General features: G+C 73.3%; 12 protein-coding genes. 5 read left to right on the forward strand and 7 right to left on the reverse strand.

All coding sequences use genetic code 11. The features are described from left to right. The first annotated feature begins 86 nt into the window (after positions 1-86). Together CLT71_RS11550 and CLT71_RS11555 are read left to right on the forward strand one after the other, a co-directional pair. Positions 87-716 carry a class I SAM-dependent methyltransferase gene (locus tag CLT71_RS11550; RefSeq protein WP_486483210.1) on the forward strand — a complete coding sequence of 210 codons (630 nt, stop codon included), beginning with the start codon at positions 87-89 and terminating at the stop codon, positions 714-716. Between the two features lie 209 nt (positions 717-925). Further along, complete coding sequence (locus CLT71_RS11555; protein WP_101367098.1) at positions 926-2,002, forward strand: hypothetical protein; 1,077 nt, start codon at positions 926-928, stop codon at positions 2,000-2,002. 103 nt (positions 2,003-2,105) lie between these two features. Here the strand turns inward: CLT71_RS11555 and CLT71_RS11560 are convergent, their stop codons facing one another. Together CLT71_RS11560 and gltB are read right to left on the reverse strand one after the other, a co-directional pair. Then, a complete protein-coding gene (locus tag CLT71_RS11560; RefSeq protein WP_101367099.1) occupies positions 2,106-3,623 on the reverse strand; it encodes a glutamate synthase subunit beta in 1,518 nt (505 codons plus the stop codon). Beyond that, positions 3,616-8,271: a glutamate synthase large subunit gene (gltB, locus tag CLT71_RS11565; protein WP_486483666.1), complete on the reverse strand. Its 4,656-nt coding sequence runs from the start codon at positions 8,269-8,271 to the stop codon at positions 3,616-3,618. Before gltB ends, CLT71_RS11560 begins: the two co-directional genes overlap by 8 nt. Positions 8,272-8,570: 299 nt before the next feature. On the opposite strand from gltB, the gene CLT71_RS11570 reads away from it, so the two are divergent. The 3 genes from CLT71_RS11570 to CLT71_RS11580 all read left to right on the forward strand — a co-directional run bounded on the left by CLT71_RS11570 (position 8,571) and on the right by CLT71_RS11580 (position 12,574). Continuing rightward, positions 8,571-9,446 (forward strand): GNAT family N-acetyltransferase, encoded by an 876-nt coding sequence (locus CLT71_RS11570; protein WP_101367101.1) that lies wholly within the window; start codon positions 8,571-8,573, stop codon positions 9,444-9,446. A 175-nt stretch (positions 9,447-9,621) separates the two neighbouring features. Beyond that, positions 9,622-11,760, forward strand: coding sequence for a M14 family zinc carboxypeptidase (locus tag CLT71_RS11575; protein WP_101367102.1), 2,139 nt, complete (start codon positions 9,622-9,624; stop codon positions 11,758-11,760). 106 nt (positions 11,761-11,866) lie between these two features. Continuing rightward, positions 11,867-12,574 (forward strand): fasciclin domain-containing protein, encoded by a 708-nt coding sequence (locus CLT71_RS11580; RefSeq protein ID WP_158242213.1) that lies wholly within the window; start codon positions 11,867-11,869, stop codon positions 12,572-12,574. 60 nt (positions 12,575-12,634) lie between these two features. Here CLT71_RS11580 and CLT71_RS11585 read toward each other — a convergent pair whose 3' ends face one another. The 5 genes from CLT71_RS11585 to trpB form a co-directional block, all read right to left on the reverse strand. After that, the gene (locus tag CLT71_RS11585; protein WP_143743440.1) at positions 12,635-16,117 is read right to left on the reverse strand and encodes a BTAD domain-containing putative transcriptional regulator; all 3,483 of its coding nucleotides are present in this window, start codon (positions 16,115-16,117) and stop codon (positions 12,635-12,637) included. Positions 16,118-16,362: 245 nt separating this feature from the next. After that, on the reverse strand, positions 16,363-17,568 hold the full coding sequence (locus tag CLT71_RS11590) for an FAD-dependent monooxygenase (protein ID WP_101367105.1): 1,206 nt from the start codon (positions 17,566-17,568) through the stop codon (positions 16,363-16,365). Positions 17,569-17,585: 17 nt separating this feature from the next. Continuing rightward, entirely contained in the window at positions 17,586-18,884 is a 1,299-nt protein-coding gene (gene lgt / locus CLT71_RS11595; protein WP_101367106.1) for a prolipoprotein diacylglyceryl transferase, read from the reverse strand. 109 nt (positions 18,885-18,993) lie between these two features. Further along, complete coding sequence (gene trpA, locus CLT71_RS11600; protein ID WP_101371364.1) at positions 18,994-19,815, reverse strand: tryptophan synthase subunit alpha; 822 nt, start codon at positions 19,813-19,815, stop codon at positions 18,994-18,996. Positions 19,816-19,820: 5 nt separating this feature from the next. Beyond that, positions 19,821-21,062: a tryptophan synthase subunit beta gene (gene trpB / locus CLT71_RS11605; RefSeq protein ID WP_101367107.1), complete on the reverse strand. Its 1,242-nt coding sequence runs from the start codon at positions 21,060-21,062 to the stop codon at positions 19,821-19,823. Positions 21,063-21,071: the final 9 nt, after the last annotated feature.

Here is a 21,071-nt window from a genome sequence, read left to right on the forward strand (position 1 = left end):
CCGGTCCGTCGAGGATGACGTTGCTGCTCGGGTCCGGGCCGGCGGTGAGGTCCGCGCGCGCCGTCGTCGCCCGGTAGCCTCGGGGCGTGGTGGAGCGGGACTGGCACGAGTGGCATGCGGACTACGCGGATCCGGGTTCGCCCCTGAGCGGCCGGCTCGCGGCGGTGCAGGATCAGATCCGAGAGTTCCTCGACCGGGCCGCGCCCGGACCGGTGCGGGCGGTCAGCCTCTGCGCCGGGCAGGGGCGGGACCTGCTCGGCGTACTGGCCGGGCATCCCCGCCGAGCGGACGTCACCGCGCGACTGGTCGAACTGGACCCCCGCAACGCGACGGTGGCCGCCGGAGCCGCCCGCGCGGCCGGGCTGGACCGCGTCGAAGTGGTCGTCGGGGACGCCGCACTCGTCGACCGGTACGCCGATCTGGCGCCGGCCGACCTCGTGCTGGTCTGCGGCGTCTTCGGCAACATCACCGACGCCGACGTCCGACGCACGGTCGGATACTGCACCCAGCTCTGCGCGACCGGTGGCACGGTGATCTGGACCCGGCACCGAGGCGAGCCCGATCTGGTGCCCCGGATCTGCGAGTGGTTCGCGGCCGAGGGCTTCGAACTGAGCTGGCTCTCCGCACCGGAGGCCGGCTTCGGGGTGGGCACGCACCGGTTCACCGGTACTCCCCGGCCGCTCGACCGGGGCAGCCGGATGTTCACCTTCGTTTGACAGCTGAGCGCCGATCGGCCGGCGGGTGGCACCGCCTCCTGCGCCCGTACCCGAGCGGGACGGCGCGTCCCACAGGTGCAGCTCGGATGACTCCGCTCGGCGGCTCGGGGCCGCCTTCCATCTCGTGACGTGAATCGTCCCCCATAATTGCGGCCTGGCCGTTATCCTGCTCCGGTCACTCTTCGTCCCGGTTCCCCGAGGAGACTGCCGTGCGCAGACCCGCACAAACAGCCGCCCTGCTGATCGCGGCCCTGGTCGCCATCACTCAACTCGTCGCCGTACCCGTCGCGCAGGCCGCACCCGCACCACTCGGCATGTCGAACTGGGTGGTCAGCACCGCAGGCTTCCGCACCGACGCCTACCGCAACTACGTCCGGCTCGGCTACCTGGTCTTCAGCCCGACGGCGAACACCGCGGAACACAACTTCTGGACCTGGAACCAGCAGGACAATCCCCTGCCGGAACGCAGCGGGGACGTCTACTACTGCGGCAACTGGACCCCGGGGCAGAACCCGCGCAACAACTGCGCCATCAAGACCGCGCCGGGCTTCTCCGGCGAGCCCAACGGCCGGTTCACCGGCACGTACGCGGTCAACCAGGCGACCGGACAGGTGACGGTGACCTGGACGCGCAGCACCGTCAACGGCAGCACCAGCACGGTGAACCTGGTGGAGACGTGGAGCGTCTCCGACGCAGGTAACGGACTGGGCCGGATCGCGCTGGCAAGTGACAACTACTCGCTGACCAGCGGCATCGGATACGGCAGCAACGCCGGCTTCGACTCGGCCAGCAAGGCGCCGATGAGCGCGATCCGGGGCCGGGGCACCTTCCTGCTCGAAGGCCAGTCGTGGAACGGCAATGCCATCACGAACTGGGCCCGGGGCAGCAGCGGCGGAATGGACATGTCCACCTGGGAGATCTGCGACGACGGATCCTGCCTGGGCGACGTGCAGTACAACGCCCGCTGCCATCCCGCCTCGTGCTGCGCCACCAGCCGTCCGGACTACCAGGAGTGCGTGGACAAGCTCGCGGACCCGAACCAGAACCGGCGCTTCTACTACCTGAGCGGGCAGTTCGGCGGGCGCCGCAACACCTACGAGTTCTGGTGCGAGTGCCTGTCGTACACCGCCTGCTACGAACTGAACAGCCACGTCCGGCCGCTGCTCCAGGTCATCGACAACAGTGGACGGTTCCGTGGTTGGGTCGGCACCGAGGTCAGCGCCGACCGCACGGCACCGCGTGACCCCCGGGGCGAGTACTACGCCAGCTTCGCGCTGATCGACTGACCCTCGTCGGGGTGTCGCCTGTCGACGAGGGTCCACGCCCAGCTGGCGCGGACCCTCGTCGCCGGTCAGCGTCGCCCTCGCTCGACCGCTCCGAACAGGACGGTCAGCGGGCCGGGACCGCCAGCGGTTGCGTGGACGGCGCCACCGGGGCCGGGAGCTGGCTCGCTCCGCCCAGGTAGCCGTGGATCGCGGCCGCGGCGGCCCGGCCCTCGGCGATCGCCCAGACGATCAGCGAGGCGCCCCGGTGCATGTCACCGGCGACGAAGACCCCCGGCGTGCCGTCCGCCTGCCACCCCGAGTCGGCGTCGACCGCGCCGCGCCGGTTGCGGGTCACGCCGAACTGGTCGAGCAGCGGCTGCTCCTCGGTGCCCTCGAAGCCGATCGCCAGCAGCACCAGGTCGGCCGGCAACTCCCGCTCGGTGCCGGGCAGCACGGTCAGGAGCCGCTGGCCGTCCCGCTTCGTTACGGTCACCTCGGCGATCCGGACCGCGCGTACCTGGCCGGTGCCGTCGTCGACGAACTCCTGCACGGCTACCGCGAAGACCCGCTCGCCGCCCTCCTCGTGCGCCGGGTACTCCCGCAGGATCCACGGCCAGGTCGGCCACGGGTCGCGGGCCTCGTCGCGCTCCTGCGGCGGTCGCGGGTAGAGGTCCAACTGGTGTACGCCGGCCGCGCCCTGCCGGTGCGCCACGCCCAGGCAGTCGGCGGCGGTGTCACCACCACCGATGATCACCACATGCTTGCCTGCGGCGTCGAGCGGGGTCGACGACTCCCGCCCGTTCACGCTGGGCTGGCCGCCGGCCGCCGAGGCGACCGCGCGGTTGGCCGCGACGAGGTGCTCCATCGCCTGGTGCACGCCGCGCAGCGCCCGGCCCGGGGTCGCCGGGGTGTCCCGGCCGGCGAGCGCCCCGCAGGCCAGCAGCACGGCGTCGTGCTCGGCCCGGAGCTGCTCGGCGGTGACGTCGACGCCGACGTTCACCCCGGTGCGGAACTCGACGCCCTCGGCGGTGAGCTGGGCCATCCGCCGGTCGATGTGCTCCTTCTCCAGCTTGAAGTCCGGGATGCCGTAGCGGAGCAGCCCGCCGATCGCGTCGTCCCGCTCGTACACAGTCACCGCGTGCCCGGCCCGGGCGAGCTGCTGGGCGGCGGCGAGTCCGGCCGGGCCGGAGCCGACCACCGCGACGGAGTGACCGGACGGTGCCGGTACGTCCTGCGGAGCCACCAGGTCCAGGTCGAAGGCGCGGTTGACGATCTCGACCTCGACCTGCTTGATGGTGACCGGCGCCCCACCGTTGATCCCGAGTACGCAGGCTGCCTCGCAGGGCGCCGGGCAGAGCCGCCCGGTGAACTCCGGGAAGTTGTTGGTGGCGTGCAGCGCCTCGATGGCCGCCGCCCAGTTGCCGGTCCGGACCAGGTCGTTCCAGTCCGGGATGCGGTTGCCCAGCGGGCAGCCGTCGTGGCAGAACGGGATGCCGCAGTCCATGCACCTGGTGGCCTGGTCGCGGATCAGGCCCTCGTCGGCGGAGGGGTACACCTCGCGCCAGTCGGAGATCCGCACCGGCACCGGGCGACGGGCCGGCAGCTTCCGGTCGTGCTTGAGGAATCCGCTCGGGTCAGGCACGAGCCACCTCCTGGGACGGGCGCGAACCGGGGGCGACCGGTCGGGCCGGGGACGCGGGCGGAGCCGGTGTGGGCGGCGACGGTGTGACGGCGGCGGCGGGCTGTGCCGGTACGCCCGGCGCGGCGAGCCCGCTCATCACCGCCTCGTCCACGTCCCGGCCCTCGGCCCGGGCGATCCGCATGATCTCCATGACCCGCTTGTAGTCCCGGGGCACCACCGCGGTGAACTCCCGCACCGCCTCCGGCCAGCGCTTGAGCAGCCCTTCCGCCACCGACGAGTCGGTCTCGGCGAAGTGCCGCTGCACCAGGTCGTAGAGGGTGACCCGCTCGTCGTCGGTGAGCGGGGCCAGGTCGACCAGCTCGGGGTTGACCCGGCGGGTGTCGAGTTGCCAGACGAAGGCCGTACCGCCGGACATGCCGGCGGCGAAGTTCCGCCCGGTCTGGCCGAGCACCACCACCACACCGCCGGTCATGTACTCGCAGCCGTGGTCACCGACCCCCTCGACCACCGCCACCGCCCCGGAGTTGCGTACCGCGAACCGCTCGCCGACCCGACCGCGCAGGAACAGTTCCCCGCCGGTGGCGCCGTACAGGATGGTGTTGCCGGCGATGATCTGGTCCTCGGCCCGGCCGTTCGGGCCGGCTGGCGCGTCGAGGCCGCCGGCGAAGGGTGCCGCCGGGTCGGGGCGGACCACGATCCGGCCGCCGGAGAGTCCCTTCCCGACGTAGTCGTTGGCGTCGCCGGCCAGCCGCAGCGTCACGCCGCTGGGCAGGAAGGCGCCGAACGACTGGCCGGCGGTGCCGGTGAGGTCGAACTCGATGGTGTCGGTGGGCAGGCCGGCCCCGCCGAACCGTCGGGTGACCGCGCCGCCGAGCATGGCGCCGACGCTGCGGTGCTCGTTGCGTACCGCCACCGCCGCCCGGACCGGGGTGCCGTCGCGCAGCGCCGGTTCGGCCAGGGCGAGGAGTTCGTTGTCCAGCGAGCGGTCCAGCCCGTGGTCCTGGGCCCGTACGCCGCGCCGGGCGGCACCGGCCGGCAGCTCGGGTACGTGCAGCACCGGCCGCAGGTCGAGCCCGTGCGCCTTCCAGTGGTCGAGCGCGGGGGCGAAGTCGAGCAGTTCGGTGGCGCCGATCGCCTCCTCCAGCGAGCGGAAGCCCAGCTCGGCGAGGTAGCCCCGGACCTCCTCGGCGAGGAAGAGGAAGAAGTTCTCCACGAACTCCGGGCGGCCGGTGTAGCGCTGCCGCAGCACCGGGTTCTGGGTGGCGATGCCGACCGGGCAGGTGTCCAGGTGGCAGACCCGCATCATCACGCAGCCGGCGACGATCAGCGGGGCGGTGGCGAAGCCGTACTCCTCGGCACCGAGCAGCGCCGCGACGATGATGTCCCGGCCGGTCTTGAGCTGGCCGTCGACCTGCACGGTGACCCGGTCGCGGAGCTTGTTGAGCAGCAGCGTCTGCTGTGCCTCGGCCAGGCCCAGCTCCCACGGGGTGCCGGCGTGCTTGAGCGAGTTGAGCGGGGAGGCGCCGGTGCCGCCGTCGTGGCCGGAGATCAGGATGACGTCGGCCTTGAGCTTGGCGACGCCCGCCGCGACGGTGCCGACCCCGACCTCGCTGACCAGCTTGACGTGCACCCGGGCGGCCGGGTTCACGCTCTTCAGGTCGTGTACGAGCTGGGCCAGGTCCTCGATGGAGTAGATGTCGTGGTGCGGCGGCGGGGAGATCAACCCGACGCCGGGGGTGGCGTGCCGGGTGCGGGCGATCCACGGCCAGACCTTGTTGCCGGGGAGCTGCCCGCCCTCGCCGGGCTTGGCACCCTGGGCCATCTTGATCTGGATGTCGTCGGCGTTGACCAGATATTCACTCGTCACCCCGAACCGACCGCTGGCGACCTGCTTCACGGCGGAACGCCGGGTCGGGTCGTAGAGCCGTTCGACGTCCTCGCCGCCCTCGCCGGTGTTGGACTTGCCGCCGAGGGAGTTCATCGCGACCGCGAGGGTCTCGTGCGCCTCGGCCGAGATCGAGCCGTACGACATGGCGCCGGTGGCGAAGCGCTTGACGATCTCGTTTGCCGGTTCGACCTCGTCGAGCGGTACCGGCTCGCGTACCCCGGTGCGGAGCCGGAACAGCCCGCGCAGCGAGCCGGCCTGCTCGGCCAGCCCGTCGACCTTGGCGGTGTACTCCCGGAAGACGTCGTACTGCCGGCTGCGGGTGGCGTGCTGGAGCAGGAAGACCGTCTCGGGGTTGAACAGGTGCAGTTCGCCCTCGCGGCGCCACTGGTATTCGCCGCCGACCTCCAGGGGGCGGTGGTTGAGCTGGCCGGCGTTCTCGGCGTACGCCCGGGCGTGCCGGGCGGCGACCTCGGCGTGGATCTCGGCCAGCCCGACGCCGCCGATCTTGCCCGGCGTGCCGGCGAAATACCGCTGCAACAGCCGGTTGTCCAGGCCGACCGCCTCGAAGACCTGGGCACCGCAGTACGACGAGACAGTCGAGATGCCCATCTTCGACATGATCTTGAGTACGCCCTTGCCGAGCGCCTTGACGTAGTTCCGGACCGCCTTGGCCGGCTCGACACCGGTCAGGGCACCCGTGTTGATCAGATCCTCGACCGACTCGAAGGCGAGATAGGGGTTCACCGCCGCCGCCCCGTACCCGATCAGCAGCGCGGTGTGGTGCACCTCGCGGCAGTCGCCGGACTCCACGATCAGCGCGACCTGGGTCCGGGTCTGCTCCCGCACCAGGTGCTGGTGCACGGCGGCGGTGAGCAGCAGCGACGGGATCGGCGCCAGGTCGGCGGTGGAGTCCCGGTCGGAGAGGACCAGGATGCGCACCCCGTCCTCGATCGCCTCCGAGACGTGCCGGCAGATCTCGGTCAGCCGGGCCTTCATCCCGGCCGCGCCGTCCCGGATCCGGTAGAGCCCGGAGACCCGGACCGCCTTGAAGCCGGGCAGGTCGCCGTCCTCGTCGATGGAGAGGATCTTGGCCAGCTCGTCGTTGTCGATCACCGGGTAGGGCAACACCACCTGGCGACAGCTCGCCGCGTTCGGGTCGAGCAGGTTCCCCTCCGGCCCGATGGTCGCCTGGAGGCTGGTCACCAACTCCTCCCGGATGGCGTCCAGCGGCGGGTTGGTGACCTGGGCGAAGAGCTGGTGGAAGTAGTCGTAGAGCAGCCGGGGCCGGGTCGACAGCGGCGAGATCGGGGTGTCGGTGCCCATCGAGCCGACCGGCTCGGCACCGGCCCGGGCCATCGGGCCGAGCAGGATCTTCAGCTCCTCCTCGGTGTAGCCGAAGGTCTGCTGCCGGCGGCGCACCGAGTGGTGGGCGTAGACGATGTGCTTGCGCGGCGGCAGGTCGGCCAGGTCGATCAGGCCGGCGTGCAGCCACTCGTCGTACGGGTGCTCGGCCGCCAGCTCGGACTTGATCTCGTCGTCCAGCACGATCCGGCCGGCGGCGGTGTCGACCAGGAACATCCGGCCCGGCTGGAGCCGCCCCTTGCCGACCACCGTCGCCGGGTCGAGGTCGAGCACCCCGGCCTCGCTGCCGAGCACCACCAGGCCGTCCGAGGTGAGCCACCACCGGCCCGGCCGCAGTCCGTTGCGGTCCAGCACGGCGCCGACGAGCGAACCGTCGGTGAAGGCGACCGCGGCCGGACCGTCCCAGGGCTCCATCAGGCTGGCGTGGAAGCGGTAGAAGGCCCGCTTCGCCGGGGTCATGTCGGGGTCGTTCTCCCAGGCCTCCGGGATCATCATCAGCACCGCGTGCGGCAGGCTCCGCCCGGTCAGGTGCAGCAGTTCGAGTACCTCGTCGAAGTTGGCCGAGTCGGAGGCGGCCGGGGTGCAGATCGGGAAGAGCCGCCGGATGTTCCCCGGGATGCTCGGGCTGCGCAGCAGCGCCTCCCGGGCCTGCATCCAGTTCTTGTTGCCCCGGATCGTGTTGATCTCGCCGTTGTGCGCGATGAACCGGTACGGGTGGGCCAGCGGCCAGGACGGGAAGGTGTTGGTGGAGAACCGCGAGTGCACCAGGGCGATCGCGCTCGCCACCCGGGGGTCGGTCAGGTCCGGGAAGAACTCGGGGAGCTGGTCCGGGGTGAGCATGCCCTTGTAGACCATGGTCCGGGCCGACAGCGACGGGAAGTAGGCGGGGATGCCGCGCTCGGCGGTCTCCCGCTCGGCCTGCTTGCGGACACAGAACGCGACCCGGTCCAGGTCGATGCCGGTCAGCGGGGTGCCGGCCGGACCGGCCGGCGAGCCGGTCAGCCGGCGCGCGGCCAGGAAGACCTGCCGGATCACCGGCCGGGCCGCCAGCGCGGTCTCGCCGAGGTCGTCCGGACGGACGGGTACGTCCCGCCAGCCGAGGATCTCGGCCCCCTCGACCAGGGCGTACTTCTCCAGCACCGTGCGGGCGCGCGCCTCGTCGGCCGGGTCGGTGGGCAGGAAGACCAGGCCGGTGGCGTACTGCCCGGCCGGTGGGAGCGGGAAGTCGACGACCTCGCGAAGGAAGCCGTCCGGCACCTGAAGCATGATCCCGGCGCCGTCGCCGGTGTTCTGCTCGGCGCCCCGGGCACCCCGGTGGTCGAGTCGGCAGAGCGCGGCGAGGCCCTTGGCGACGACGTCGTGCGAGCGGCGCCCGTGCAGGTCGGCGACGAAGGCCACCCCGCAGGCGTCCCGCTCCGTGGCCGGGTCGTAGAGCCCCTGTGGCTCCGGCGGCCGGGCTGCCGTCCGGTCGGGACGCTCCGGAACCCGGCCGGGGCCGGTCGACGCGGAGTCGGCACCCGCCGACGAGGAGAGGTGCGGTTCCTGGGGGTACGGAAAGGCCACCGGGGCTCCTGTCGTCACTCACGTTCAATCATTAGGTCGGGACGACGTCGGCCCTGCTGGGTCTCTCGAGTCTACGTTAGGGTCCGGCGGGGTCCACCAGGGGCGAACCGATCGCAGGCAGCGGAATTGATCACATGTCCCGGGCCCCGTACGTGTACGCTCCCCCGGTGGCATCTGTACGAGACGAGCCGTTTGACCGGTTGGAACGTTTTTACGATGCGGTGCCGCGTGACGGGGCACACACAGAGGATTTCGGCGGGCTGGTGCTGTTCGTCCGCGATGGAGCGGGATGGCCATTCTACGCCCGTCCCAGGCTGGACGCCACGGAGCCGCCGTCGGCCGCCGACGTGACGGCGGTCCGCCAGCGGCAGCGGGACCTCGGGCTGCCCGAGGCGTTCGAGTGGGTACACGAGAACAACCCGGAGCTGCTCGCGGTGGCCCGGTCGGCGGGGTTGGCGGTGCTGGAGGCCCCGCTGATGGTGCTCGACCCGGCCGCCCTGCCCCCGCCCGAGGAGTTCGCGGCGACGCCGGTGCGGATTCTCGACCCGGCGGCGCCGACCTTCGCCGCCGACGTGGCTGTCCGGCGCGCGGTCGCGGCGGTCGGCTTCGCCGCACCCGGCACCGAGGTCGGCGCGGCGGGCCCGGCCGCCCGGGACACCGCCCTGGTCGAGCTGCCGGTCGACTCGCTCGACGAGGAGCGCACCCGGACCGCCGCCGGCCGCCGGATCTCCGCCCTGGTCGAGCTGCCCGGCCAGGGTGCGGTGGCCAGCGGGATGGCGCTGCGGGTCGACGACGTCGCCGAGATCGCCGGCATCGCCACCCTGCCCACGGCGCGCCGCCGGGGCCTCGGCGCCGCGGTCACCGCCGCGCTGGCCCGCCGGCTGCTCGACGACGGTACGAACCTGGTCTTCCTCTCCGCCGGCAGCGAGCAGATCGCCCGGGTCTACCTCCGGGTCGGCTTCCGCCGGATCGGCACCGCCTGCATCGCCGAGCCTGCCCCGGTGGGCTGAGCCCGCCTGCAAGGAAGGGCCCCTTCTTATCGCTTTTTGTATAAGAAGGGGCCCTTCCTTGCACCGCCGAGGGCGAGGATGCTCAAGACATTCTCAAGATCATTGCATCGCCGCACGTCGCGGGATCATGATGACCCGCAGTGCAGTCCCCCGACTCCTCCCCCTCGGAGTTCACATGCGAATAAGGAAACCGACGGTAGTCGTACTGTCCACACTGCTCGTGGCAAGCCTCGGCACCGTCACCGCCCCCTCGGCGGCCTTCGGCCAGCCGACCTCGGCGGTGCCGGGCACCACTGCCGCGGAACCGAACCAGGTCACCGGACTCACCGTCACCCAAGCCGACGGGTACGCCACGGTCGCCTGGACGCCTGTCCCCGGTGCCACCGACTACCAGATCGAGCGCACCCCGGTCGACGCCTCCGACACGGCCACCGGCCCGGCGGTGGTGGTCGGCGTCTGGCGGCCGAACCGTCAGGTCAACAACGAGTCGCCGACCTTCGCCGACGCCGGCTTCGACCCTGGCCTGCGGTTCCAGTGGCGGGTACGGGCCCGGATCGGCACCGCCGAACAGCCGTACTCGGCACCTGTCACCGGCACCACCCAGCAGCCCTGGGGCGACCCGGCCGTACCCGGGCAGAACCTGCGTACCCAGTGGGAGACCACCAAGGCCGCGCAGTACACAAGCGACGTCAACGAGTACGCCTACACCGCCGAACTCGACCGGCTCAGTGACCGGGTCCGGGTGGTGGAGATCGGCCGTACCGTGCTCAACCGCCCGATCAACATGCTGGTGATCGGCTACCCCGCCCCGCCGGCCACCCCGGAGGCGGTCGCCGCCACCTCGCCACTGGCGATCAACTGCAACGTGCACGGCAACGAGCCCGGCGACCGGGAAGCCTGCCTGGTGCTCGCCCGCAAGCTGGCGTTCGGCACCGACGCCCGGACGGTCGACCTGCTCAGGCACACCACGGTGCTGATCGTGCCGACCATCAACGGCGACGGTCGGGCCGCCAACACCCGGGGCAACTCCACCGGGCAGGACCTCAACCGCGACTACTCGCTGATCCGCCAGCCGGAGACCGCGGCGTTCGTGAAGATGGTCCGCGACTACCGCCCGGTCGCCAGCTACGACGGGCACGAGTACGGCAACGCCCAGGCCGGTGACCTGCCGATGCTGCCGCCACGGCACCAGAACGTGGCCCAGCCGATCTTCGACGAGTCGCTGGACATGATCGAGGGTCACATGTACGTGCAGGGCGCCAAGGACGGCTGGTGGGCCTGCCCGTACGGCTGCCAGGGCGGCAGCGGCGTGGGGCTGAGCGAGGAGACCATCCTGCGCAACACCCTCGGGCTGAAGAACACCGTCAACTCGCTGCTGGAGCTGCGCAGCTCCGGCGGGCAGACCCGGCCCGACGAGGGCAACTCGGCGAACAACAGGCGTCGCAAGACGTACTCGGCGCTCTGGACGTTCAGCCAGTTCCTCGACTACCACCGGGCCAACCTGCCGGCGATCACGCAGGCCCGTACCGAGGCGATCGAGTTCCAGGCCTCGAACACCGGCCGGCTCGTCTTCCGGGGCTCCCGGCCGATCCCGCTGCACCCGGCGCCGCACCCCGGTGAGGCCGGCCCCCGGGACGACCTGCCGGTACCGGAGATGATCCTCGACAACGCGCCGTGCGCGTACAAGCTCACCGAGGAGCAGTACAACGGGGCCCGTACCGACGGCCCCGGCGGGGTCGGCGCCACCGTCGCGGAGCGGATCGCCGCGCACGGCTGGAAGGTCGTCAAGGGCTCCGACGGGTACTACGTGCCGCTGGCCCAGCCGGAGCGGGGCCTGATCCCGCTGCTGCTGGACGCCCAGGGCGCCGAGGAACTGGTCGACGGCACCCGGGTCTACCCGACCCGTACCGGCCGGCACAACGGGCCGCTGACCATCTCCGGCTTCGCCTGCCTGTCGGACGCGACGGTGAACGGTCCGGTGACCATCCGGCCCGGCGCCATCCTCGTCGCCACCGGCAGCACGATCAGTGGCCCGGTCAGCGCGGCCGGTGCCGCCGGGGTCTTCCTCGCCGACAGCACCGTCCGGGGCCCGGTCTCGGTCGCCGGCACCACCGGCGCCGTCTCGCTGATCGACAACACGATCTCCGGCCCGGTCTCGTTCGCGGCGAACAACACCGCCAGCGGTCCGGCCCTGATCGCGGCCAACTCGGTGAACGGTCCGCTGAGCTGTGCGGCCAACAGCCCGGCACCGACGAACATCGAGGTGGCCAACTCGGTGAAGGGCCCGAAGGTGGGCCAGTGCGCCACGCTGTGACCGGCGCGGCACACAGCTGAACCAGGCACCATCAGCCGTACCGGTGGGTCGGGCCGGACAGGCCCGGTCCACCGGTACGGCACCCTCGTCAGTCATGGAGGTTGTCGTGTCCGAGCCGTCCATCCCGGCGTACCCGGCCGGCGAGCCCGTCGGGCGACGACCGGTCGGCCGTACCCGGATCGGCCGGAGGTTCCAGGCGGCGCTGGCGCTCGCCGCGACCGCGCTGCTCGCCGGCACGGCCGCCGGCTGCACCGACGGTGGCCCCGACGACCGGGACGCGGCGGCGGCCGGCACCGGGGTGACCGGGCCGCTCTGCGCCGCCCTGCCCTCGGGCAGCGACCCCGGCAACCCGGACGCGCTGGCCGACCAACCCGGCGACGTGGCCCTACAGTGGATCCCGGTGCTGACCAGGTTCGAGGCGGCGGTACGCGCCGCCGACCTCGCCGCCGAGCTGCGCGCACCGGGCGGGGTGACCATCCTGGCCCCGACCGACGACGCGTTCGGGAAGAAGTTCTCCGAGGAGAACCTCGACGAGCTGATGATCCACCGCCGGGACGAGCTGCGGGACCTGGTCCGGGCCCACCTGGTGGCCGGCGCCCACCCACTGGCCGACCTCGTCGCCGACGGCACGGTACGCACCCTGGACGGCAGCACGGTGCCGGTCAGCGCGGCCGGACCGATGGCCCGGATCGGCGAGCACGCGCAGAGCGTCTGCGCCGACTACCGGGTCGCGGGCGGGCGGATCCACATCGTCAACCGCGTACTCGGCAAGCTGCCGACCACCTTCGACCCGAACGCCGACCCCGGCCACTGAGCCTCTCCCTGGCCAACTGACTGCTCCCCGGCTACTGAGCGTGCTTCCCGGCGAGCGGGGTCAGGGCGTCGAGCGCGCCTCGCCTGCCGGGCCGCCGGCCAGCACCACGTCCAGCGGCGCCTCTCGGCCGTACCGGTGGGCCAGGGCGAAGCCGCCGGTGCCGGTGCCGGTGCATGTTCCGCCGCCGTTACCGCCGCCGGTGCCGTTGTCGCGGCCGCTGCCGTTACCGCTGCCGGTGCCGTTACCGCCGCCAGGGCCGTTACCGCTGCCGGTGCCGCCGAACCGGCGTGTCCCGGCGTCCAACTGGGCGCGCAGGGCCCGCTCCGTCGCCTCGGTGTCCGCCCGCTCGCACGCCGGCACCGGCGCCCCGATCTCCTCCCGGATCCGGTCGGCCGCGCCGAGCAGCTCGGCCCCGCGCACCGGGTCGCCGTCCAGCCGGGCCACCTCGGCCAGCGCCTCCAGCACACTTGCGGTACGCCAGCGGTCACCGACCTGGCGATGCGCGGCCAAGCTCAGCCGCAGGTGCCGGGCGGCCCGGCCGGTACGCCCACCGCGCAGCTCGACCAGCCCGCGCAGGTTGTGCGCCCAGCCGACCCCCTCCGGGAAGCCGACCGCCGAGTACCGCCGCAGAGCCACGTCCACCAGCGACGACGCCCGGTCGACGTCGCCCCGGTACAGCGCCACCGCACCGAGGTTCATCAGCGCGCTCGCCGCCGCCAGCGGGTCACCCAACCGCTCGTGCCGGCGCAGGCTCGCCCACAGCCGCGAGTCGGCCCGGTCCAGGTCACCGGCGAGCCAGGCGGTGAAGCCGCGCAGCTCGGTGATCTGCGCCTCGCCCCACTCGTCGTCGCAGTCGGCGAACATGGCACCGGCGGTGGCCAGGTGACCGGCGGAGTCGGCGTAGCGGGCCTGCTCACGGGCCACCGAGCCGAGGATCTGCTCCACCCGTGCCTCGGCCCGGCGGTCACCGGTGCTGCGGCAGGCGGCCCTCGCCAGCTCCGCGTGCCGGATCGCGGCCGGATAGTCGCAGGCCAGCATCGCCAGCATGGCCGCACCGATCCCGGCCCGGCTCCTCAGCTCGGCCGGGGCGTCCGGATGCCTGGCCAGCGCCGCCGACAGCCAGCCGTGGCCCTCCCGGTAGTTTCCCGCCAGCCGGCAGTACATGGCGAGGGCGGCGGAAAGCCGCAGGTCACCGTGTGCGGGTCCACCCGCACCCGCCTCGGCCAGCCAGATCATCGCGGACCGCAGGTTCGGCTCCTCGGCGCGCAGCCGGGCCAGCCACCGGTCCCGGTCCGCACCGTACAGCCGGGAGTCGGCCCGCTGGGCCAGATCCAGGCAGTAGGAGGCGAGCGCCTGCCGGGCGGACACCTCGGCACCGGCGTCGGCCAGCCGGGCCAGCGCATGCCGCCGGACCGGCTCCAGCATCCGGTAGCGGGCCCCGCCGCCCTCGCCTGCCCCGGACTCTCCGCCCCGGCCGCCCTCAGCCGCCCCGGACTCGCCGGGTCGGTCGCGCGGCCCGGAGTGGTCTGCCGGCTCCGCCGCCGCGCCCGGTTCGGACGGCTGCGCTCCATCGGCGGGTAGCGGCTCCACCAGGGACGCCTCGACCAGCGCGGCCAGGGCGGCCGGCGCGGACCTGCCACCCATCGCCCGGGCCACCTCGACGTCGAACCCGCCGGCACAGATGGCGAGCCGGTCGAAGAGCTGGCGGGCGTCCGCGTCCAGCACCGCCAGGCTCGACTCCACCACGGCGGCGACACTGCGGTGCCGGCCCAGTCTCGGGTCCGGACTGCGCAGCAGCCGCACGTCGGTCCCCAGCCGGGCGACGATCTCGTTGACCGTCAACATCGGAGTACGCGCCGCGGCCAGCTCGATCGCCAGCGGCAGCCCGTCCAGATCGGCACAGAGCCGGACGACCGCGTCGGCACTGGTCTCCGGTACCGGCCGGCCGGTGACCTCCCGGGCCCGTTCGAGGAAGAGTCGGGTGGCCGGGTGCGCGGCCAGCGCCGCGAGGCTGTGCCCGGTGCCCACCTCGGGTACGGCGAGCGCCGGCACCCGGACCAGTGACTCGGCGCGCAGCCGCAACGCCACCCGGCTGGTCGCCAGCACCCGCAGTCCCGGGCAGCGGGACAGCAACCGCCGCACCAGCTCCGCGCAGCCGGTGACCAGGTGCTCGCAGTTGTCGAGTACCAGCAGTGCCCGGGCCGGCCCCAGGTCGGCGGCGAGCGCCTCGACCGCGTCCCGCCCCAGGTCCGGTACGCCGAGCGCGGCGGCCACCGCCTGCGGTACCCGTACCGGGCTCTCCACCGGGGTCAGGTCGACGAACCAGACCGGCCGGTCGGTACGGGCCGCCGCCACCGCGACCGCCAGTCGGGTCTTGCCGGCCCCACCCGTACCGGTGAGCGTGACGAGGCGGTGCCGGTCCAGCCGCTCGGCGACGACGGCGAGCAGTTCGTCCCGGCCCAGCAGGGCGGTGAGCGGCACCGGAAGCCGGGCAGCCGGGCGGGGCCGGGACGGTGACGAGCCGGTGACCGCCTCCGGGGCAGGTGTCGGAGCCGGACCCGTCGCCCAGTCCTCGGGCAGCTCACCGCTACGCACCGCCGCCGCGAGTACGCACACCCGGCCGGCCGGCTCGACGCCCGCCTGGTTCCGGTACACCTCCCGGGCGCGTTGCTGCACCTCGGCAGCAGCCCGGCGCCCCTGGTGCAGGTACGCGGCGACGAGCAGCAGTTCCCACAGCCGTGCCCGCAGCGGATGGGTCGCCACCGCCGAGGTCAGCTCGGCGACCGCGGTCCGGGCCACCCGGGCGGCGGTCGCACCGGCGGCCACCGTCGCCCGGTCGGCAACCGGCCCACCGGCGGCGGTGTGCGCCGCCACGGCCAGCCGCAGCAGGCACTCCCAGCGGTCCTCGAAGGCGCCGACCCGGGCCCGTCGCAGCCGGCCCAGCTCCACGGCAGCCCAGCCGGACGGGCAGAGCCGGTACGGGTCGTGCTCGTCGACACCGGCCCCGAGCACCGGTCCGGCCGACCAGTCCGGCAGCCCCGTCGGGCAGCGCCGGTACGGGTCGAGCCCGTCCACACCGGACCCCGGCAGCGGCTCGGTCCAGACGTCCAGGGCAGCCCGGAACAGTCGGGCGGCGGCCCGCAGCTCACCGTCCACCATCCGGTGTCGGGCCCGGTCCAGCAGCCGCCCGAACCGGCTCGCGTCGATCCGGTCGTCAGGCATCCGGAGCAGGTATCCGCCGGGTCGAACCTCGAGCGCGTCCGGTGCGCCGCAGTCGGCGAGCGCGGTGGCCAACTGCGTGGCCGCCCGCTCCAGGGGACGCGGACCGACCCGGGACAGTGCCTCCCGACCGGCGAGCGCGGCAAGCAACTCGGCGTCCGGCACGGGTTCGTTCGGCCGCAGCGCCAGCAGCCCGAGGAGCGCACCGGCAGCGTCCGGCAGCGGGACCGGCCCCCGGGAGCCGATCAGGCGAACCGGTCCGAGCAGCCGTACCTCGCCGGGGGTGGCGTGCCGCCGCTGGGTACTAGCCTGTTGAGCAGGCACGCTGTGCCGCAACTGGGAGCCCTCACCTTCGCTCCCGGGTAGTGTGCGCGACGCGCGGTCGGCTGGGGCATCCCCCCGATCGGTCGGTTAGCCGACGAACCGGAGGGTCCGGCGCGACCCGCTCGGGCGGCGGCCCCCTTCGATTCGGATATCGACCGGTCCACCCGAGCCGGAGCCGGCAACCGAAGATCCGCCGACGGCCGGCCGCCCGCACGGCAGCGCGCAGCGGCCGACCCCCGGTTCGATCACTCCGGCGGCCGCCACTGGGCCGCCACGCTCGCCGCGCTGCCCAGCAACCGGGGCGTGATGGTGCCGAGGGCGGCGTCCCGGGCGCGCAGCGCCAGCCGTCCCCGGGCCTGCAACACCGCCGACATCCGCCGGGTCTGCCGGACCACTGTCACGGTCCGGGGGCGGCGCAGCCGGTTGTACGACTCGACCGCCTCCCGCAGCGGCGCACCGGGGATCGCCTCCCGGAGCAGCGAACGCAGCGTCGCGGCGTCCTCCAGGGCTAGGCAGGCGCCCTGGCCCAGGTGGTGCGGCATGGCGTGCGCGGAGTCGCCGATCAGCACCACCCCGCCGGTACCGCCCGGGAAGGCGTACCCGCGGGGCAGCGGGCGCAGCTCGCGTACCTCCTGTTGGACCAGGTCCTCCGGCTCGGTCGCGGCGAGCAGCTCGCCGATCGGCGCCGGCCAGTTCGCGAACCAGCGGCGGAGCAGGGCGAGCTGGGTTGCCGGCGGCTCGGGCCGGGACGCCCCGGCAGCCGTCGCCACCCAGTAGATCCCGCCCCGGGTGGAGCCGCCGGAGGCACCCCGGTCACCGAGCGAGGCCGCCACGAACCGGTAACCGGCGCCGAGCGTCTCGCCGTCCACCGGCCGGTCCGCCGGCAGCTGTGGCGCCCGGTACCACGGGATGACTGCCCGCCAGGCCGCACAGCCGGAGCTGACGACCGTGGCCTCCGGCGCCAACCGGCGGCGGACCGCGCTGTCGATCCCGTCGGCGGCAACGACCAGGTCGGCCTCGTAGCTCGCGCGCCCGTCGCCGACCACCGGCCGGTCGCCGTCACCGTCGCCGACCCGGACCGTCCGGACCTCGACGCCGGTGCGGATCTCCACCCGGTCGCCGAGGCCGGCGACCAGCGCGTCGTGCAGGTCCTCCCGGTGTACGACGACCGGCCCGCGTTCGCCGAGACCGGGGCGGGGCTGCACCAGCCAGTGCCCGTCGGGGCGTCGTACGCCGACGTCGGGCAGCGGCGTCGCGATCGCGGCCAGCCCCGCGCCGAGGCCGAGGGCGCGCAGCGCGCGTACCCCGTTGGGCCAGAGCACCACTGCGGTGCGCTCGGCGCGTACCCGGTCGTCCCGCTCCAGCAGGGTCACCTGCCAACCGGAGCGGGCCAGTGCACCGGCGGTCGCCAACCCGCCGATTCCGGCGCCCACCACCACGGCCGTACGCATCGGGTCGGCTCCCCCGCTCAACGATCCCGGTCTACGGTCCCCGGCGCGGCACCGGCGTCGGCGGGTTCGCCGTCCCGGACACCGGCCGGCTCTGCGGCGGCCTGCTGCGACCCGGCGGTCTGCTGCGACGCGGCGGTCTGCTGCGACGCGGCTTCGGACGATCCGGCCGGAGCCTGCGGGCGGGCCTCGGACTCGCTCCCGGGGCCGTCGCCCCCGGACTCGTCGCTGTCGGCGTCGTCGCTCCCGGCCGGGCCCGTTCCACCAGGCTCTCCGGCCGCCCCGGACTCCTCGGCCGGCGGGACCTCGCCGGTGGCCTGGAAGCGCCGGAACTGCTCCTCGGTCACCACCCGGTAACCGGTGGGCGCACCGACCGCGGCCGGCTCCCGGGAGACGTCGACCTGCGACACGTCACTGGTGGCGGCGTCACCCGCGCCCAGCGGGGCGGGAGCGGCGTCGATCGGCACCAGGAACTCCTGCGGCCCCCGGACCCGGACGAAGTAGACCAGCGCGCCGAGGAAGACCAGGATGGCGGTCCAGACGTTGAGCCGGGTGCCGAGGATCTCGGTCGCCGGGTCGGTACGCATCATCTCGATCCAGACCCGGCCGGCGGTGTAACCCATCACGTACAGCGCGAACGCCCGGCCCCGGCCGAGCTTGAGTCGCCGGTCGAGCAGCAGGACCAGGCCGGCGACGCCGACGTTCCAGAGCGCCTCGTAGAGGAAGGTCGGGTGGAAGAGCCCGGGTTCGAGGATCGGATTGCCGCTGTCGTCGCGGAGCGCCTGCCCGGGATTGGCCGGGTCCATCCGGTGGATCTCCAGGCCCCAGGGCAGGGAGGTCTGTCCGCCGAACAGCTCGTTGTTGAACCAGTTGCCGATCCGGCCGACGGCCTGGGCCAGCGGCAGGCCCGGGGCGAGGGCGTCGGCCACCACGGTCAGCGGCAGGCCGAGCTGCCGCGCGGCGAGCCAGGCACCGACCGCGCCGCCCGCGACCGCGCCCCAGACGCTGAGCCCGCCCTCCCAGATGAAGAGGGCCTTGACCGGGTCACCGCCCTCACCGAAGTAGGAGCCGGGTGAGCTGATCACGTGGTAGATCCGCGCGCCGACGATGCCGAACGGCACCGCCCAGACCGCGATGTCCAGCACCGCCCAGGGGGCGGCGCCACGGCGACGCAGTCGCAGCTCGGTCACCACCGAGGCGACCACGATTCCGAGCACGATGCAGAGTGCGTAGGCCCGGATCGGCACCGGCCCGAGCTGCCACACGGCGGTGGCGGGACTCGGCAGGGCCGCCTGAGGAGAGAGCGAGGCGAGGGTCACGGGTGCACAGGCTACCGTCGCAACCCCTGCCGGCGGCACCCCGGTCCGGGATGAGAGGAAGGGGCCCTTCTTATCGCCTTTTGCATAATAAGGGGCCCTTCCTAACTGTTTAGCGCTGGATGGCGCGTACGCCCTCGGCGAGTTCGGCGCTGAGCCGGCCCAACGCGGCCAGCCCGGCCGCCTCGTCGGGAGCGTCCAGCACGCAGCGGACCAGGGCGCTGCCCACGATCACGCCGTCGGCATACCGGCCGATCTCGGCGGCCTGCTCGCCGGTGCTGACCCCGAGACCCACCCCGATCGGCAGTGCGCTGATCGCCCGAACCCGGCTGACCAGGGTCGGTGCGGCATCCGAGGTCTTCTCCCGGGCGCCGGTCACCCCCATCAGCGCGGTGGCGTAGACGAAGCCCCGACAGTGTTCGATGGTCATCGACAGCCGTCGGTCGGTCGACGAGGGCGCGACCAGGAACGTCCGGTCCAGCCCGTACGCGTCGGAGGCGGCCAGCCACTCGCCGGCCTCGTCCGGGATCAGGTCCGGAGTGATCAGGCCGGTACCGCCGGCCGCGGCGAGGTCCCGGGCGAAGGCGTCGACGCCGTACCGCTCGATCGGGTTCCAGTAGGTCATGGTGACCACCGCGGCCCCGGTCGCGGCCACCGCCTCGATGACCCGCAGCGTGTCGCGGGTGCGTACCCCGCCGGCCAGGGCGATGTCGCTGGCCCGTTGGATGACCGGACCGTCCATCACCGGGTCGGAGTAGGGGATCTCCACCTCGATCACGTCGACCCCGGCGTCGACCATGGTCCGCATCGCGGCGATGCTGCCGTCCACGGTTGGGAAGCCGGCCGGCATGCAGCCGACCAGCACCGCCCGCCCCTCGGCCCGGGCCTTCTCGAAGACGACCCCGATGCCCCGCTCGGACGTGGTGGTGGCCATCTCGCTCACCTCTGGTCTCCGTCGAGGATGCCGAAGTACTCCCCGGCGGTGTGCACGTCCTTGTCGCCCCGGCCGGAGAGGTTGACCACGATCGTGGGTTCACGGCCCAGCTCGGCGGTGAGCTGAGGGATGATCTTGAGCGTACCGGCGAGCGCGTGGGAACTCTCGATCGCCGGGATGATCCCCTCGGTCCGGCAGAGCAGCTGGAACGCGTCCATCGCCTCGGCGTCGGTGACCGGCGCGTACCGGGCCCGCCCGGCGTCGTTGAGCCAGGCGTGCTCGGGGCCGACCCCGGGATAGTCGAGCCCGGCCGAGATCGAGTGCGACTCGATCGTCTGCCCGTCCTCGTCCTGCAGCACGTAGGTGCGGGCGCCGTGCAACACCCCCGAGGAGCCGCCGGTGATGCTCGACGCGTGCCGCCCGGTCTCGATCCCGTCGCCGCCGGCCTCGAAGCCGTAGAGCCGCACGTCGGGGTCGGGGACGAAGGCGTGGAAGATGCCGAGCGCATTGGAGCCGCCGCCGACGCAGGCGGTCACCGCGTCCGGCAGCGCGCCGGTCAGGTCCAGGCACTGCTGCCTGGCCTCCACCCCGATCCCCCGGACGAACTGGCGGACCATCGCCGGGAACGGGTGCGGGCCGGCGGTGGTGCCGATCAGGTAGTGCGTCCGGTCGACGTTAGCGACCCAGTCCCGCATCGCCTCGTTCATCGCGTCCTTGAGGGTCCGCGATCCGGCGGTCACCGGGACGACTGTGGCGCCGAGCATCCGCATCCGGGCGACGTTGAGGGCCTGCCGCTCGGTGTCCACCTCACCCATGTAGACCACGCACTCGAGATCGAGGTACGCGGCCGCGGTCGCGCTGGCCACTCCGTGCTGGCCGGCACCGGTCTCGGCGATCACCCGGGGCTTGCCCATCCGCTTGGTGAGCAGCGCCTGGCCGAGCACGTTGCGGACCTTGTGCGCCCCGGTGTGGTTGAGGTCCTCCCGCTTGAGCAGGATCCGCGCCCCGACCCGGGCGGAGAGCCGCTCGGCCCGGTAGAGCGGCGACGGGATGTTCGCGTACTCGCGCAGCAGCCGGGTGAACTCGGCGTTGAACGACTCGTCGGCCAGCGCCTCCCGGTACGCCGTGTCGAGTTCGTCGAGCGCGGCGACGAGCGCCTCCGGTACGAACCGACCGCCGTACGGGCCGAAGTGTCCGGAGAGGTCGGGCAGGGCCGCTCCACCGCTCGGCAGGGTCGGGGCACTCATCCGGCTGCT

This window comes from Plantactinospora sp. CNZ320 (genome assembly GCF_002846275.1).